Origin of the sequence: Xanthomonas sp. NCPPB 2866 (genome assembly GCF_041475745.2) — a bacterium.
Classification (GTDB): Bacteria; Pseudomonadota; Gammaproteobacteria; order Xanthomonadales; family Xanthomonadaceae; genus Xanthomonas; species Xanthomonas arboricola.
In genome coordinates this window covers 1,545,547-1,558,968 of sequence record NZ_CM192975.1, presented here as the reverse complement: position 1 = coordinate 1,558,968, position 13,422 = coordinate 1,545,547, and the positions used below count along the sequence as shown (strand labels likewise).

15 protein-coding genes and 1 other RNA gene are annotated in these 13,422 nt (G+C 66.4%); 10 read left to right on the top strand and 6 right to left on the bottom strand.

The annotated features are described in order from the left end of the window. The first annotated feature begins 83 nt into the window (after positions 1-83). The 3 genes from ACCQ04_RS06710 (at position 84) to ACCQ04_RS06700 (ending at position 2,433) form a co-directional block, all read left to right on the top strand. On the top strand, positions 84-557 hold the full coding sequence (locus ACCQ04_RS06710) for an FKBP-type peptidyl-prolyl cis-trans isomerase (RefSeq protein ID WP_039511537.1): 474 nt from the start codon (positions 84-86) through the stop codon (positions 555-557). 124 nt (positions 558-681) lie between these two features. After that, entirely contained in the window at positions 682-2,058 is a 1,377-nt protein-coding gene (locus tag ACCQ04_RS06705) for an Hsp70 family protein (RefSeq protein WP_226426634.1), read from the top strand. A gap of 189 nt (positions 2,059-2,247) precedes the next feature. Then, complete coding sequence (locus ACCQ04_RS06700) at positions 2,248-2,433, top strand: hypothetical protein (protein WP_010366034.1); 186 nt, start codon at positions 2,248-2,250, stop codon at positions 2,431-2,433. Between the two features lie 83 nt (positions 2,434-2,516). Here ACCQ04_RS06700 and ACCQ04_RS06695 read toward each other — a convergent pair whose 3' ends face one another. From ACCQ04_RS06695 to ACCQ04_RS06685, 3 genes are read right to left on the bottom strand one after another with little or no spacing between them, the layout of a single operon-like run. Continuing rightward, the gene (locus ACCQ04_RS06695) at positions 2,517-3,401 is read right to left on the bottom strand and encodes a DUF4097 family beta strand repeat-containing protein (RefSeq protein WP_024938002.1); all 885 of its coding nucleotides are present in this window, start codon (positions 3,399-3,401) and stop codon (positions 2,517-2,519) included. An 11-nt stretch (positions 3,402-3,412) separates the two neighbouring features. Continuing rightward, positions 3,413-3,946 carry a hypothetical protein gene (locus ACCQ04_RS06690; protein WP_065032050.1) on the bottom strand — a complete coding sequence of 178 codons (534 nt, stop codon included), beginning with the start codon at positions 3,944-3,946 and terminating at the stop codon, positions 3,413-3,415. After that, positions 3,943-4,530 carry an RNA polymerase sigma factor gene (locus tag ACCQ04_RS06685; RefSeq protein ID WP_024938004.1) on the bottom strand — a complete coding sequence of 196 codons (588 nt, stop codon included), beginning with the start codon at positions 4,528-4,530 and terminating at the stop codon, positions 3,943-3,945. The genes ACCQ04_RS06690 and ACCQ04_RS06685 overlap by 4 nt, the downstream gene beginning before the upstream one ends. 130 nt (positions 4,531-4,660) lie before the next feature. Between ACCQ04_RS06685 and ACCQ04_RS06680 the strand changes: the two genes are divergently transcribed. The 3 genes from ACCQ04_RS06680 (at position 4,661) to ACCQ04_RS06670 (ending at position 5,934) form a co-directional block, all read left to right on the top strand. Beyond that, a non-coding RNA gene (locus ACCQ04_RS06680) (sX9 sRNA) lies at positions 4,661-4,736 on the top strand. A gap of 123 nt (positions 4,737-4,859) precedes the next feature. After that, positions 4,860-5,108 (top strand): hypothetical protein, encoded by a 249-nt coding sequence (locus ACCQ04_RS06675; protein WP_054591651.1) that lies wholly within the window; start codon positions 4,860-4,862, stop codon positions 5,106-5,108. A gap of 232 nt (positions 5,109-5,340) precedes the next feature. Further along, positions 5,341-5,934: a mechanosensitive ion channel family protein gene (locus tag ACCQ04_RS06670; RefSeq protein WP_054591675.1), complete on the top strand. Its 594-nt coding sequence runs from the start codon at positions 5,341-5,343 to the stop codon at positions 5,932-5,934. 158 nt (positions 5,935-6,092) lie between these two features. Here the strand turns inward: ACCQ04_RS06670 and ACCQ04_RS06665 are convergent, their stop codons facing one another. Further along, the gene (locus ACCQ04_RS06665) at positions 6,093-6,359 is read right to left on the bottom strand and encodes a DksA/TraR family C4-type zinc finger protein (protein WP_226426635.1); all 267 of its coding nucleotides are present in this window, start codon (positions 6,357-6,359) and stop codon (positions 6,093-6,095) included. 131 nt (positions 6,360-6,490) lie between these two features. Here ACCQ04_RS06665 and ACCQ04_RS06660 point away from each other — a divergent pair, with 131 nt between their 5' ends. Further along, a complete protein-coding gene (locus tag ACCQ04_RS06660; protein WP_024938008.1) occupies positions 6,491-6,745 on the top strand; it encodes a DUF2789 domain-containing protein in 255 nt (84 codons plus the stop codon). Between the two features lie 174 nt (positions 6,746-6,919). Here the strand turns inward: ACCQ04_RS06660 and ACCQ04_RS06655 are convergent, their stop codons facing one another. Further along, complete coding sequence (locus tag ACCQ04_RS06655) at positions 6,920-7,093, bottom strand: DUF1328 domain-containing protein (RefSeq protein WP_003489471.1); 174 nt, start codon at positions 7,091-7,093, stop codon at positions 6,920-6,922. A gap of 175 nt (positions 7,094-7,268) precedes the next feature. Between ACCQ04_RS06655 and ACCQ04_RS06650 the strand changes: the two genes are divergently transcribed. From ACCQ04_RS06650 to ACCQ04_RS06640, 3 genes are all read left to right on the top strand, one after another. Further along, positions 7,269-7,796 (top strand): YgjP-like metallopeptidase domain-containing protein, encoded by a 528-nt coding sequence (locus tag ACCQ04_RS06650; protein ID WP_372358715.1) that lies wholly within the window; start codon positions 7,269-7,271, stop codon positions 7,794-7,796. A 197-nt stretch (positions 7,797-7,993) separates the two neighbouring features. Then, positions 7,994-9,244, top strand: coding sequence for a 2OG-Fe(II) oxygenase (locus ACCQ04_RS06645; RefSeq protein WP_226426636.1), 1,251 nt, complete (start codon positions 7,994-7,996; stop codon positions 9,242-9,244). A gap of 155 nt (positions 9,245-9,399) precedes the next feature. After that, a complete protein-coding gene (locus ACCQ04_RS06640) occupies positions 9,400-10,500 on the top strand; it encodes a Glu/Leu/Phe/Val dehydrogenase dimerization domain-containing protein (RefSeq protein ID WP_102581102.1) in 1,101 nt (366 codons plus the stop codon). A 55-nt stretch (positions 10,501-10,555) separates the two neighbouring features. On the opposite strand, the gene ACCQ04_RS06635 is transcribed toward ACCQ04_RS06640, so the two are convergent. Continuing rightward, entirely contained in the window at positions 10,556-13,411 is a 2,856-nt protein-coding gene (locus ACCQ04_RS06635) for a S8 family serine peptidase (RefSeq protein WP_372358714.1), read from the bottom strand. Between the last annotated feature and the right edge of the window lie 11 nt (positions 13,412-13,422).

Sequence of the window (13,422 nt, the reverse complement as noted above, 5' to 3'; positions counted from 1 at the left end):
TGCCTACGGTAGGCGGGCACCACCTCTTGGCGTCGTGAGTCAGCCGACGCATCCCACTCGATCACAAGTCATGGAGGTTTCCGATGGAAATCAGCCAGGGTCGCGTTGCGACCATTCATTACACCCTTTCCGACGACAGCGGCCAAGTCCTGGACCGTTCGACGCCGGACGCGCCATTGAGCTACCTGCACGGCGCCGGCAACATCGTGCCCGGGCTGGAACAGGCACTGGACGGCAAGCGCGTCGGCGAGACACTCACTGCCGATGTCGTGCCCGAGCAAGGCTATGGTCCGCGCCACGAGCAGTTGATCCAGCAGGTGCCGCGCGAGGCATTCCCGACCGATGTCGAGGTCGTGCCGGGTGTGCAGTTCGAGGCGCGCACCCAGCAGGGCCCGGTGCTGGTCACCGTCACCGAGGTGGGCCCGGAGCAGGTCACCGTCGACGGCAACCATCCGCTGGCCGGGCAGACCCTGCATTTCGCGGTCGAAGTCATCGAGGTGCGCGAAGCCACCACCGAAGAACTGAACGAAGGCCAGGTCGCCAGCGTCGCGGCCTGATCGGGTGTGCCGCGTGCCTGTGGGCATGCGGCAGTTCGGCTGCTGCGACGTCCGAACGCAGCGCGACGGGCGTCGCCGGCAGCAGAAGTAGTAAAGTGCGCGGCCCGCTCCCAGGCCCGCTTGCATGAAACTCGGCATCGACTTCGGTACCAGCAACTCCGCCGCCGCGGCGATCGTCGATGGTCAGGTGGTCCCGGTGCGCTTCGGCGAGGCCCTGCAGTTCCGCACCACGGTGTATTTCCCCGAGACCATGCGCGACCCGGACGATTTCAGCCTGACCCCGGCGCTGGAATACGAGGTCGAACGGCTGATCGACTCCGGCCGTCGCGATGCCGCCGCGGCAGGCCGCACGTCCAGCAACGACAGCCTGCGCCGCGACGCGATCCGCATCGTGCGCCGCCAGTGGATGGAAGAGCAGGTGCGCGAGCCGCGCAGCTCCGCCGCCCTGCTGCAGAACGCGGTCTATGGCGACGAAGCGCTGGATGCGTATTTCCTGGAAGGCGAAGGCAGCCTGGTGCAGAGCCCCAAATCGATGTTGGGCTACAACCTGCATCCGCGTGCGCGCCAGACCATCACCGGCATCGCCACGCACGTGCTGGAACACATCCGGCTCACCGCCTCGCGCCAGTTCGACATCAACATCCGCAGCGCCACGCTGGGCCGCCCAGTGCAGTTCCGCAGTTCCATCGGCGAGGCCGGCAACGCGCAGGCGCTGGAGATTCTGCAGACCGCCGCCATCGCGGCCGGCTTCGACAGCGTGGATTTCCTCGAAGAACCCGCAGCGGCCGCGATGCATTACCACGTCAGCCACGACAGCCGTCACGACACCGTGGTGGTGGACATCGGCGGCGGCACCACCGACATCGCCCATGCCAGCGTCGGCGGCAGCGCCGCGCCGCAGGTGCACCGCGCCTGGGGCATCGCGCGCGGCGGTACCGATATCGATCTGGCGCTGAGTCTGGCCGCCTACATGCCGCTGTTCGGCCGCGGCATCACCCGCGTGCCCACCCACCATTACGTGGAAGCGGCGATGGTGCAGGACATGACCCGCCAGCGCGAATTCCGCCTGCACAAGTACCAGGACGTCCCCGCCCCGTTCGACAAGCGCCTGCAGGCGCTGCAGGACACCGGCAACACCGCGCGCCTGTACCGCGGCGTGGAAGCCTGCAAGATCGCGCTCAGCGAGCGCGACCGGCACCAGGCCGGGCTGGACTTCATCGAACGCGGGCTGGAAGTAGAGGTGCAGGCAAGCGCGCTGGTTGCGTCCGCTTCCAGCTACCTGGGCGAACTGGAAGGCCTGCTTGCACAGGTCCGTGCCGACCTGGACGCGCCGCCGGCCACGCTGTTCCTCACCGGCGGCATGTCGCGTGCCGGCTATATCCGCGACACGGTGGCTGCCGCGTTCCCGGAATCGCGCCTGGTGCAGGGCGATCCGTCCTTCGGCGTGGTGCAGGGCCTGGCCTGGGCGGCGGCCCGCCAGGCCCGTCCGTCGGACGGTTAAGGCAACGCGGACGCTTATCCGTTATAATGCACGGTTGCTGCATACCGCTTAGCCGGCTTGTCAGCAAGGCACGCTTGCCGTGCTGCCGCGATTGCGCACCGAACGCGACCGCACCTCTCGACACCGCTTCCGCGCGCGCCACCCTAGCCGCACGCGGTGTCATCGCACTTCCCCGCTACAGGAGGCCACATGGCACGTCCCGCGACCAAGCAGAAATCCCAGCCCAGCATCGCTCGCAGCGAAGGCAAGTCGCAGCCGCTCAGTCGTGAGCGCATCGCTGCCGACATCGCCGCGTTCCGCAAGACCGGCGGCCGGATCGAAGTGCTCACCACCAACTTCGGCCCTGCGCGTAACGATGGCGACAAGATCGCCTAAGCGTCACCCGCAAACCGAAGCGTTGTACCGACGTGCCACCGCAAGGTGGCACGTTCGTTTCCGGCCACAGTTGGCGCAGCCGCTCAGTTGCCGTAATCGATGCGCACCGACCCGGAATGCGACTCGAGCTTGATGTCGCCATTGCCGGCCCCCAGCCGGGTTCTCAGGCTCTTGCCCGGGCCGTACTCCGGCCGCTCCACCTGCCCGGCCACCGAACGGATGTCGCCGCTGAACACCTCCACCTGCAGCGCTGCCGACACGTTGCGCGGCACGCCCAGGCTGATGGTGCCACTGACGCTCTCCGCAGCGATGCTGCCGCCCGGCGCCAGACCGGTCACCGTCAGCGCCGTTGCGCCGGACACGCTCTCGGCGCGCAGCTGCGATACCTGCCCCGCGCCGACCCGGATCTGGCCGGAAACGGACTCGACCGACACTACGCCGCTGGCGCCGGCCGGCGCATCGATCTGCCCGCTGACCGTGCCCAGGCTCAGCCGTGCGCTGGCCACCGTGCTGCGCAGCGCGCCGCTGACGGTTTCCAGTTGCGCTTCCCTGGCGCGTCCGGCTGCGACCACGTTGCCGCTGACCGACTTGAGCTGCAACCGCGCCAGATCGACCTGATCGACATCCACCGAGGCACTCACCGCCTCCACCTCCAGCAGCGCCGCGCGCGGAACCCGCAGCTCCAGTTGGGCCCCCCTGCTGTTGCGGTTGTTACGCGGGTAGATCACCTCGAACTGCAGCCGGTCCGGGCTTTCATCCACCTCCAGGCGCTGCCCTTCGCCCAGGGTGCCGGTCAGCGCCACGTCGTCGCGGTCCCAGCCGCGCACGCGGATCTGCCCGGCGATGTTGTCCAGCTCCACGCGCCCGCCGCGCGTCAGCGGATGGCTCTGCTTCACGGTGGTCTGCGCTGCCGCCGGCAGTGCGCAAAACGCAAGCAGCAACAACACGGATAGATGGGCGTAACGCATGGGCATGCTCCTCAGCTTGGAAAGGACGTCTCGCCCTGCGCGGCAAGACGGGTCAGTTGCAGGCGCTTGGCATAGGTGCGTTGCAGCTGCGACAACAGGAATGCAGAGCGCGGACTCTGCGCGATGGCGTGGTGGATGGCCTGTGCACTCTGGTCCAGCTCGGCCAGCGCCGGGCGCAGATCGGCCGGCACCTGCTGCACCGGCACTGCGTCGATGGCCTGCTGGTATTGCCCGGCCATTGCCTGCGCCTGCGCCACCAGGCCAGGGCGCGCCGACGCTGGCGCTGGCGCCTGCGTCGAGCGATCGAGCCCTGGCACGATCGCCACCACGGCCAGCGCAGCAGCAAGCGCCACACCGAACGCGGGCCAGGCCCAGGCACGCTGGCGGCGCGGCTGCAGCGCAACCACGTTGGTGTGCGGCGTCAGTGCGGGCGCGATGCGCTCCCAGAGCTGTGCCGGTGGCTGACGTTGTTGCGGCAACGCACGCAGACGCGCGGACAACGCGGCATCATCGGTTGCGTGCGGATCAAGCGGATCGTGATTCATGCAATGTCTCCCAGCCGCACGCGCAGCAGGCCGCGCGCGCGATGCAGTTGCGCCTTGGAACTGCCGACCGCCATCTGCAGTTCGTCGGCAATTTCCTGATGTTTCCAGCCTTCGATGTCGTGCAACACCAGTACCGCGCGTGCGCGCGGCGGCAGCGTCTCCAGCGCGCGCTCCAGATCCATCTGGGTGGCCTGGCAAGCTGCGACACCTGGAATGGCAGCGAGGATCTCGCCATCGGCATCGTCCACCATCTGATCGCCCGCAGCCGAACGCGCACGCAGCTCCATCAGGGCCGTATTGACGGCCAGCCGGTGCAGCCAGGTGCCCAGCGCGCTCTGGAAGCGGAATTGCGGCAAGGCCTTCCACGCGGCAATGAAGGTCTCCTGCAGCACATCGTCGGCACGTGCCGCATTGCCCCCGCATAGCCGCCACACCACCGCATACAGGCGCGGCGCATGACGGCGGTAGATGGCCTCGTAGGCGGTGCGATCACCGCCTGCAGCGGCACGCGCCAGCGCCGCGTCATCGCGTCCGGCCGGACCGTCACAAGCTGAGGCATCGATGGGCATGGAGGTGTCGAGCATATCCACTTCGATGCGCCGGGCAGCACAAAGGTTTAAACCGCGCCCAGGTTTTTTCGAGCACGGTTCCAGTCGCGACCGACCAGCCTACTGCGCCGCCGCCCGGCGGGCGCGGCCGGTGGTCTGAATCGGCATGGCCCCGTGGTGCCACTTCGGTTCAGAGCGTGCCGTCCTTACCCACCTGACGACTGCTCGCTTCCTTTTTTGCCGTTCTAAACCCTTTCGCCGTTCGCCGCATCCAAGCCTGCGATGGCGCAATCCTGCGCCGCATCGTTTGCCGGGAGCATGGCCGTTGGCCGCTCCAGGCGCAGGCCCCCTGATCGGACGTTGCCATGCCACATGTTCTCGGAATACTGCTGAGCCTGTGCTCCACCCAGTGCCCGGCCCCGCTGCCGATGGATGCAGTGCAGCTCACGCTGACGCCTGCGCGCCTGCAGGCCTGCCTGCTGCACCTGCCGTCGATGCGGCTGTCATGCGTCGAGCTGAACTCACCGGCGCACTGGTTGCCGGTACGCCGCGCCGAGCAGCTGTGGCGGCGTGTTGTCGCATTGTCCGCGCATGGCCGCAGTTCTATGCGTTGACCGGTTGCAGCGTCATCATGGATTCGGTCGCTGCTGTATCGCCGTGTTGGCCTCCATCGATGCGCATGGCAACGAGCGTCCCGGGCACGTACAGCTATGGTGCCGCAATCCATCGCAGCACCCTTGACTCAAGCTCGCTGCCGCCACCGCTGAGCGCGCGTTCACCCCGCGCACCGGCTGCGCAATGACGCCCCCGTTACAATGGGCGTTCTCTGTGAACCTGCACGATCCGATGTCCGCGTCCGACGCTTTGCCCACCATGATCCGTAGCCTGCTGCCGCACTGGAATCCGCAGTGGCTGACCGTGGCAGTGCTGACGGTCCAGATCGTGCTGATCCTCGCCGTTGCCGCGCTGGTTCGGTTACTGCTGCGGCAAGTGCTACGCCGCCTGTGTACGCGCTACAGCCTGCCGGCGGAAATGATGATCGGCATCCGTCGCGTGGGCAGCTTCGTCATCTCCGTCACCGCGGTGCTGACGGTACTGAACGTGCTGGGCGTCTCCAGCGGCACCTTGTGGACCGCGTTCACCGGATTCGCGGCGGTCGGTGCCGTGGCGTTCTTCGCGGCATGGAGCGTGCTGTCCAATATCTTTTGCACCTTCCTGATCATCACCACGCGCCCGTTCCGCCTACACGACCACATCGAGCTGCTGGAAGGCGGCGACAAGCCCGGCCTGAAGGGCCGGGTGATCGACATCAACGTCATTTACACGACCCTGGAAGAAACCGGCGACCACGCCGGCAGCGTACTGCAGGTTCCCAACAGCCTGTTCTTCCAGCGCACCACGCGCCGTTGGCGCGAGACCAGCCACTTCAACGCCAACTGAGGGCGTCTGAAAAGACGTAGTGAGCCGTTATCGGGTGACTCGGTCGGCGCGTCGCAAGGACACGACGTGCGAATGTCGCATGTAGGGTCAAAGCGAAGGCCGCAGCCGCCTGGCGGCAAGCGCAGTCGTTTGCCGGTTGCCCTGAAGCCGCGTGGCAATCAACGCAGCTGGCTGTCCTTGCTGCCACGACGGTTGTAGCCACCTTGCGCCGCCTGCTCCTGGTCGTGCGCCTGCTGACAGTTCACGCACAGGTGCACGCCCGGCACTGCCTTGCGGCGCGCCTCGGGGATGGGCGTATCGCACTCCTCGCAGTGAGTCAGGCTCGGACCCTGATGCAGCTGGCTCCGCGCGCGCTTGATCGCATCCTCGACGGTCGCATCGATCTGGTCCTGCACCGCCCCATCACCTGCCCATCCGGTCGCCATGTTCGCCTCGGCTTGTCTGCTCAGAACTCAAATATGGGCATGCGCCCGGGCAAATCCAAGCCGGGCGTGCACAGCGCGCTCAAATCAGGTGCTTTAGCATCCGCCCATTCGCACTCTTCGAGGAAGTCGCAATGGAACAACACGTCCACCCGTTCTCCGAATTATTCGCCCAGTTGGGCCTGCCGTCGGATGAGGTCAGCATCCGCAGCTTCATCGACGAACACTCTCCGCTGCCAGGCGACATGCGCCTGGAGGAAGCGCCCTTCTGGACACCGGCGCAGGCGCAGCTGCTGCGTGAAGAGCGCCTCGACGATGCCGACTGGATCGTGACCATCGATCAACTCAATATCGCCTTGCACACCACTGCCGAAGACACTGGCGTCTGATCCGCGCGAGGACGCAGCGAGTGCCCTGCGCTAGACCTCGCTCGCGGCCGGCTTGTCGTTTTGTTGGTTGATTAGCTTGCAGGAATAAAAAAAAGGAGCGGCCACTGGCCGCTCCTTTGCACTCCGGGCGATGTAGCCGGCATGCGAACCGCATGCCGATGCACGCCTCGGGCGTCAGGTCACCTTTTTGGCGATCGTCATGCCGAGCACGAACAGCACGATGGCGATGATGATGCCGGCCCAGAACAGGAACTTGGCAATCCCCATTGCAGCGCCCGCCATGCCGCCAAACCCGAGCGCACCGGCAATCAGTCCGATGATGGCGAAAATAATGGCCCACTTGATCATGTTTGTTGTCTCCTCATCCGGCACGGTGCCGTGTTCAGTCGTGTGCTTGCGCAGTGGTGCCGCAAAACATGCGCTGCACGCTACGCATCCGGATGTGCCGCATTCGTGAATACGCCTGACACATGACGCCACATTCGCGGGTGCAGATTCGCCAGCAGCGCCTGCATCGGCGATCATGCGCAGCTCGCAGCAATCGATTGGCATGGACACTCTTCGCTATCTCGCCGGTTACTCGCCCGCCGTCCTGGATCAGGTGCGCGAGCTGATCGCGCAGGACAAGCTCGCCCTGGTGCTGGCACGCCGCTACCCGGATCGCCACAGCATCCGCACCGACCGGCAGTTGTACGACTACGTCAAGGCCATGAAGGAGCGCTACATGCGCTCCTCGCCCACCCTGCACAAGGCGCTCTACGACAACCATCTGCAGGTGGTGAAGCATGCGCTTGGCACGCATACGGCGATCTCGCGCGTCCACGGCAGCCGGCTCAAGGCCAGCCGCGAGATCCGCATCGCCTCGATCTTTCGCGATGCGCCCGAACCGTTCCTGCAGATGATCGTCGCCCACGAGCTGGCGCATCTGAAGGAGGCCGATCACAACAAGGCCTTCTACCAGCTGTGCAACCACATGAGCCCGGACTACCACCAACTGGAGTTCGACCTGCGCCTGTATCTGACCCACCTGGCGCTGTCCACGGACGCCTGATCGCGCACCGGCTAGACGAGGCAGCCCATCGCTGCGACCACCGGTCCATGGCCACCGGTCCATGGCCACCGGTCGCCCGCCGGGGACGCACGACCTGCATTGATCTCGGCGAGACCGCCATCGACCTACGCGGGCCGCAGCGGCGCCCGCCTGGGATCAGGCACGACAGGGTTGCCGGCCTCTCCTAGAATGCCTCCATGCAGGCACCGTCCCTCCAGCAGCTCACCCAGGCCGCACAGACCGCCCAACCCGCGGCAATGACGGCGCTGGCACATGCATTGGTGCGTACCGGGCAGCCCGAGCAGGCGCTGGCGTGGTACACGCGCAGTGCGGCCGCAGGCGATGCCGGCGCGCAGATCGAAGCCGGCCGCATGCTGGCCTACGGTGTGGGTTGCGAGGTGGACCTGGCCCGTGCGCAGGAGCACTGGCAACACGCCGAGCGCCAGGATGTTGCGGCAGCGCGCTATCTGTTGGCGACCGTGGCCATCACCGACGCCCCGTTGATGCTCGACACACAGGCGCAATCCCGCTTGCATGCAGCGGCCGCAGCCAACTACCCGCCTGCGCTGCGCGCGCTGGCCATCCAGCACGGCCGGATCGATCACCCCGCGCAGCAACGCAGCTGCGTTGCCTTGCTGGAGCGCGCCGCCGCAGCCGGTGACGCACTGGCTGCCGCGCTACTGGCCGAGCGCCTGCTACGTGGCGAAGGCGTCCGGCCGCAACCCGACGCCGCGGCGCAGCTGCTGCGGCAATTGCAGCCGCTGGGTATCGCCGCGGCGCCTGCCGTGCAGATCACACCGCCAGATCCGCTCGTCGACGATCCGCGCATCCGTTTCGCTGCCCGACATGTCGCAACGCGCCGCCACGATGCGCCCATGATCGAAGAAGTCTGCGGCGTGCTGTCTGCCGACGAGTGCCGCATGTTGATGTTGCTGGCGCGGCCGCACCTGCGCGCCTCCGAGGTGGTCGACCCCGACGATGCGCGCACGCGCCGCGCGCCGATCCGCACCAGCCGCGGCGCCACCCTGGACCCCATCCTCGAAGACTTTGCCGCGCGTGCGGCGCAGGCGCGCGTGGCGGCCTGCGCGCAGCTGCCGCTGACCCATGCCGAAGCGCTGTCGGTGCTGTGCTACGCGCCGGGTGAGCAGTACCGCGCGCATCGCGACTACCTGCCGCCCGGCACGATCGCCGCCGACCGCCCCACTGCCGGCAATCGCCTGCGCACCGCCTGCGTCTACCTCAACGACGTCGACGCGGGTGGCGATACCCACTTCCCGGTCGCGGGCGTGCGCGTGCGTCCACGTGCCGGGTCGGTGGTGTGCTTCGACAATCTGCATGCCGATGGCCGCCCCGACCCCGACTCGCTGCACGCCGGTCTGCCGGTCAGCGCGGGGAGCAAATGGCTGGGAACGCTGTGGTTCCGGCAGCAGCGCTACCGGCATTGGTGAACAGATTCATACACTAGCCCCCGCCGACGTGGTTTAAAATGTTGCAGCGCGACGTGATCGGACAGGGTCTGCAGACGTCGCGTTTTTGTTTCCCATTGCACGGGTTCCGGCCCGGCCTCAGGGAAGGCACATCACGCAGCCCCGCGGAGCCTTCGATGCTTTTCGAAACCCTCGACACCACCGGCCACGAGCAGGTGATTTTCTGTCACAACCGCGACGCCGGCCTGAAAGCGATCATCGCGTTGCACAGCACCCGTCTCGGGCCCGCGCTGGGTGGCGTACGCATGCGCCCCTACCCCAACAGCGAGGCGGCGCTGGACGATGCGCTGCGGCTCAGCCGCACCATGACCTACAAGAACGCGCTGGCGGGATTGAATGTCGGCGGCGGCAAGGCGGTGATCATCGGCGACCCCAAAAGCGACAAGAGCGAGGCGCTGTTCCGCGCATTCGGCCGTTTTGTCGACACCCTGGGCGGGCGCTACATCACCTCCGAAGACGTCGGCACCGACGTCAACGACATGGAACAGATCTATCTGGAGAGCGAGTACGTCACCGGCGTGCACCAGGTGCATCGCGGCTCTGGCGATCCGGCCCCGTTCACCGCCTACGGTGCATTGCAGGCGTTGATGGCCTCGCTCAATCGCAGGCTCGGCCACGAGGAAGTCGGCAAGACCAGCATCGCGATCCAGGGCCTGGGCCATATCGGCATGGAGCTGGTGAAGCTGCTCAAGGAACGCGGCGCCAAACTCTATGTGGCCGATCTGAACCCGGCGCTGGTGGATCGCGCGGTGGCCGAATACGGTGCCGAAGCGGTCAGCATCGAGGAGATCTACCAGGTGCCGGCCGATGTATTCGCACCCTGCGCGCTGGAAGGGGCAATCAACGAAGACACGTTGCCGCGATTGAAGGCCAAGATCATCTGCGGCACTGCCAACAACCAGCTCGCCAGCGCCGCCATCGGCGAAGAGCTGCACAGGCGCGGCATCCTGTATGCGCCCGATTACGTGGTCAATGCCGGTGGCGTAATGAACGTGTCGCTGGAGATCGACGGCTACAACCGCGAACGCGCGATGCGCCTGATCCGCAGCATCTATCACAACCTGGAAAAGGTCTTCGACCTGTCCTCCCGCCTGGGTGTCGCGCCGCAGCAGGCGGCCGACCAGATTGCCGAGGCGCGTATCGAGGCCATCAGCAAGCTCAAACTGCCGCTGGGCCGCACCGCACCGCGCTTCCTGCACAAGCTGCGCGGCGAGTGACCCACCTGTCCCGGCATCTTGCCTGGACAGATGAACCACCGATCAGGCGCGCCGATCAGAAATCGGCGCTGTAACGCAGGCTCAGCGCGCGATCGTCCCCGCGCTCGCCCACCCGCTGGTCGTAGCCGAAACGCAACTGGCTCTGCGGCCCCAACGGCGCGGCCGCGGTGATGCCGAACAGACCACCCGAGCGCGCCGGCTGCATGCCGCGCAACGGCGCCCATGCGTTCACGCCGATGAAGCTGGCATCCAGCGTCAGGCCTTCGCTGCTCAACGCCTGCTGCCATTCGGCATAACCGCCGAGCTGCACGCCGCGCCAGCGATAGGACGAACGCACGCCGGCCAGCACCTGGGTGCGCGAGGAGGTGCTGGCATCGGCACGCAAGCCGAAGCCGTCGCCACCGCTTTCGCGGAATCCCTCGCTGCGCAGACGCACATAATCCAGCCCCATGTAGGGCGTCAGGCTGGCGCGCGCGCCACCCAGGCGATACCCGGTTTCCAGGTTGCCGCTGAGGTAACTGCCGCTGTAGTCGCTGAAGGCACTGCTGCGGTCTTCGCCCAACTGCAGGCTGCGCTCGATCTGCCGGTTGACGTTGCCGAAACCCAACTGACTCAGCGTGTACGCCGACCCCAGCGTGGTACCCCAGTACAACTGCCCCTGCACCTGCCGATCGCGCCCGCGTGCACCGTCCAGATCGCCCAGGCTGTTGGAGCGCGTTTCGCCGAAGGCAAAGCCAGTGACTGCGCCCGACGCCAGGCGCAGGTCGTTGCCCATCATCCAGCCGGAGGTGGCGAATCCTGCGGTGGTCACGCCACCCTCGCCCGGCCCACCGAGCGCGCGTTGCCAGACGCCCAGCATGCGCGGCTGCTGCGACAATCCATCAAAATGCGAGGCCAACGCACGCCGCCCCAGATCGATGGTGTCGAAGGTCATCGCTGCCGACTCGGCATGCGCACGCCCGGACAGACTGCGCAGCGAATCGGCGGCAGCCTTGGCATCCGGCGACTGCTGCAACGCCGCTGCGGCGCGGATGAACCCGCTGCTGATGCCGCCAGTGCCCTGCAGTTGCTGCGCATCCACCTGCTGGAACGCCTGCTCGACGCGGATTGCCGAATCCATCGCTGCCGTGCCGATGATGCCCAGCGTTGCCGCAACCGCAGTGACATCCATGCGCCGCAACGTCAGGTACGCGTTATTGCTGTCGTATGTCAGATTTGCATCGAGGAAGGTCACTGCCGGCCCGCTGCTAAGCGAATCGAATCTGCCTTGTAGCGCGTCAGTGGCTTGCAGCAAGGTGTAGGTGTTGTTGTCGATCACGTAATCGCGCCGACCGAGTACCTGCAGATCGCCCGCAATTGTCGCGATCCCCGCAACATTCAAACGGTCGCCGACATTCAAGGCCAGACGGCCGTTGCTGGCCTGGGTGTAATTGCCAGTGATGGAAAGCGTTGCGCTGTTGACCTGCAGTGTGCCTGCGTTGTTCACCATTTCACCGACCCTGCCTGCACCGATCAGCCTCGCGCCATTGGCGATGCCAACGCGCGCACTCTGCAGACTGGCTGTCTGCAAGGTGCCACCGAGCACCTGCGTGTCGCCATCAAACGTATTGGCTTGGCTGCTTAATACCAAGGTGCCGGTCCCGCGCTTGGTCAGGCCACCTGTACCGCTGATGTCGTTGGCCCAGGTCGAACGCAAGGTGTTGACGGTGACATCCACCGTGCCCCAATCGAAACGTGCCGGCCCCAGCACTGCCTTGCCGACGTTGAGCAAGCCGTGGCCAAATACCGGATCGACGCCGGGAGTACCCAGATCGGTGGCGGTTCCCAGCAGGGTCTGGCGCACCAGATCATTGTTGAAATAAGGAAATGCTTCCCACACCAGCGCGGCTGCACCGGACACCAGCGGCGCGGCAAACGAGGTGCCGCTGCCGTAGAGATAGCGGATATTGCTGGCGGTTGAATCGGGGTCAAGGAACATCGACGTGCCCGGCGCAGCCAAGCAATAGTTCATCGCCGCACCGCACCAATTAGAGTACGACGCCAGTTGCGTCGGATTGGCGGTATCCAGCGCAGCGACGACCAGCCAGCCGCGCTCCAGATCGGCGGCCGGCAGCGTGCCGTTCGGGCCCAGCTGGCTGGGCAAAGACGCAGTGTCAGACGGTTCCGGTCTGGATTCGTTACCCGACGCGAACACCACCAGCCCATCGTTGCCGATGACGAACGGCCGGTATTCCTGCGCAATCTGGTTGGTGACTGCCGGGTCGTTCCAATACAGGCCGCCCCAGGAATTGTTCATGATGCGCACGCCGGCGCTGATCAGATCGGCATGCACCGGACCCAGACCAAGCGGGCCGTCGACCTCGTTGCCTTCGCCGCTGCCGTCATCGTCCGGCGCTTCGTCGCTGATGATGCGTGCCGACACCAGGCCGGCGCCGCTGGCGATGCCGCCCGGCCACTGGCCCACTGCGCGCCCGGCTGCCAGCTGCGCGACCACCGTGCCGTGGCCCACCACGTCGCCCGCAGCGACGTTGTTCGTGCGCGGATCCACATAGATGAAGCTGTTGCTGACCCGCCCCTGCAAGGCCGGATGATTGGTATTGATGCCGGTATCGATCACGCCGATGCGATAGCCCGCACCGGTGAAACCCAATGCCTGCGCAGCGCGTGCGTTGGTCAGCGCCAGATGCGCGTCGAATGCGGGTTCCGGGGTCGTCGGCGGTGCCACCACCGGCGGCGGAGGTGGTGGCGGTGGCGGTGAAGCCGGCGGCGGTGGCGGCGGTGGCGACGTCGGTGGCGGTGCCGTCGGTGTACTCGGACGGATACCACCGCCCCCACCACCGCCGCCACACGCGGTCAACGCCACGGCCAACGCCGAGGCCAGGACAGTCCTGGCGACGTCTGTCTTGTTCATTTGATGCTCTC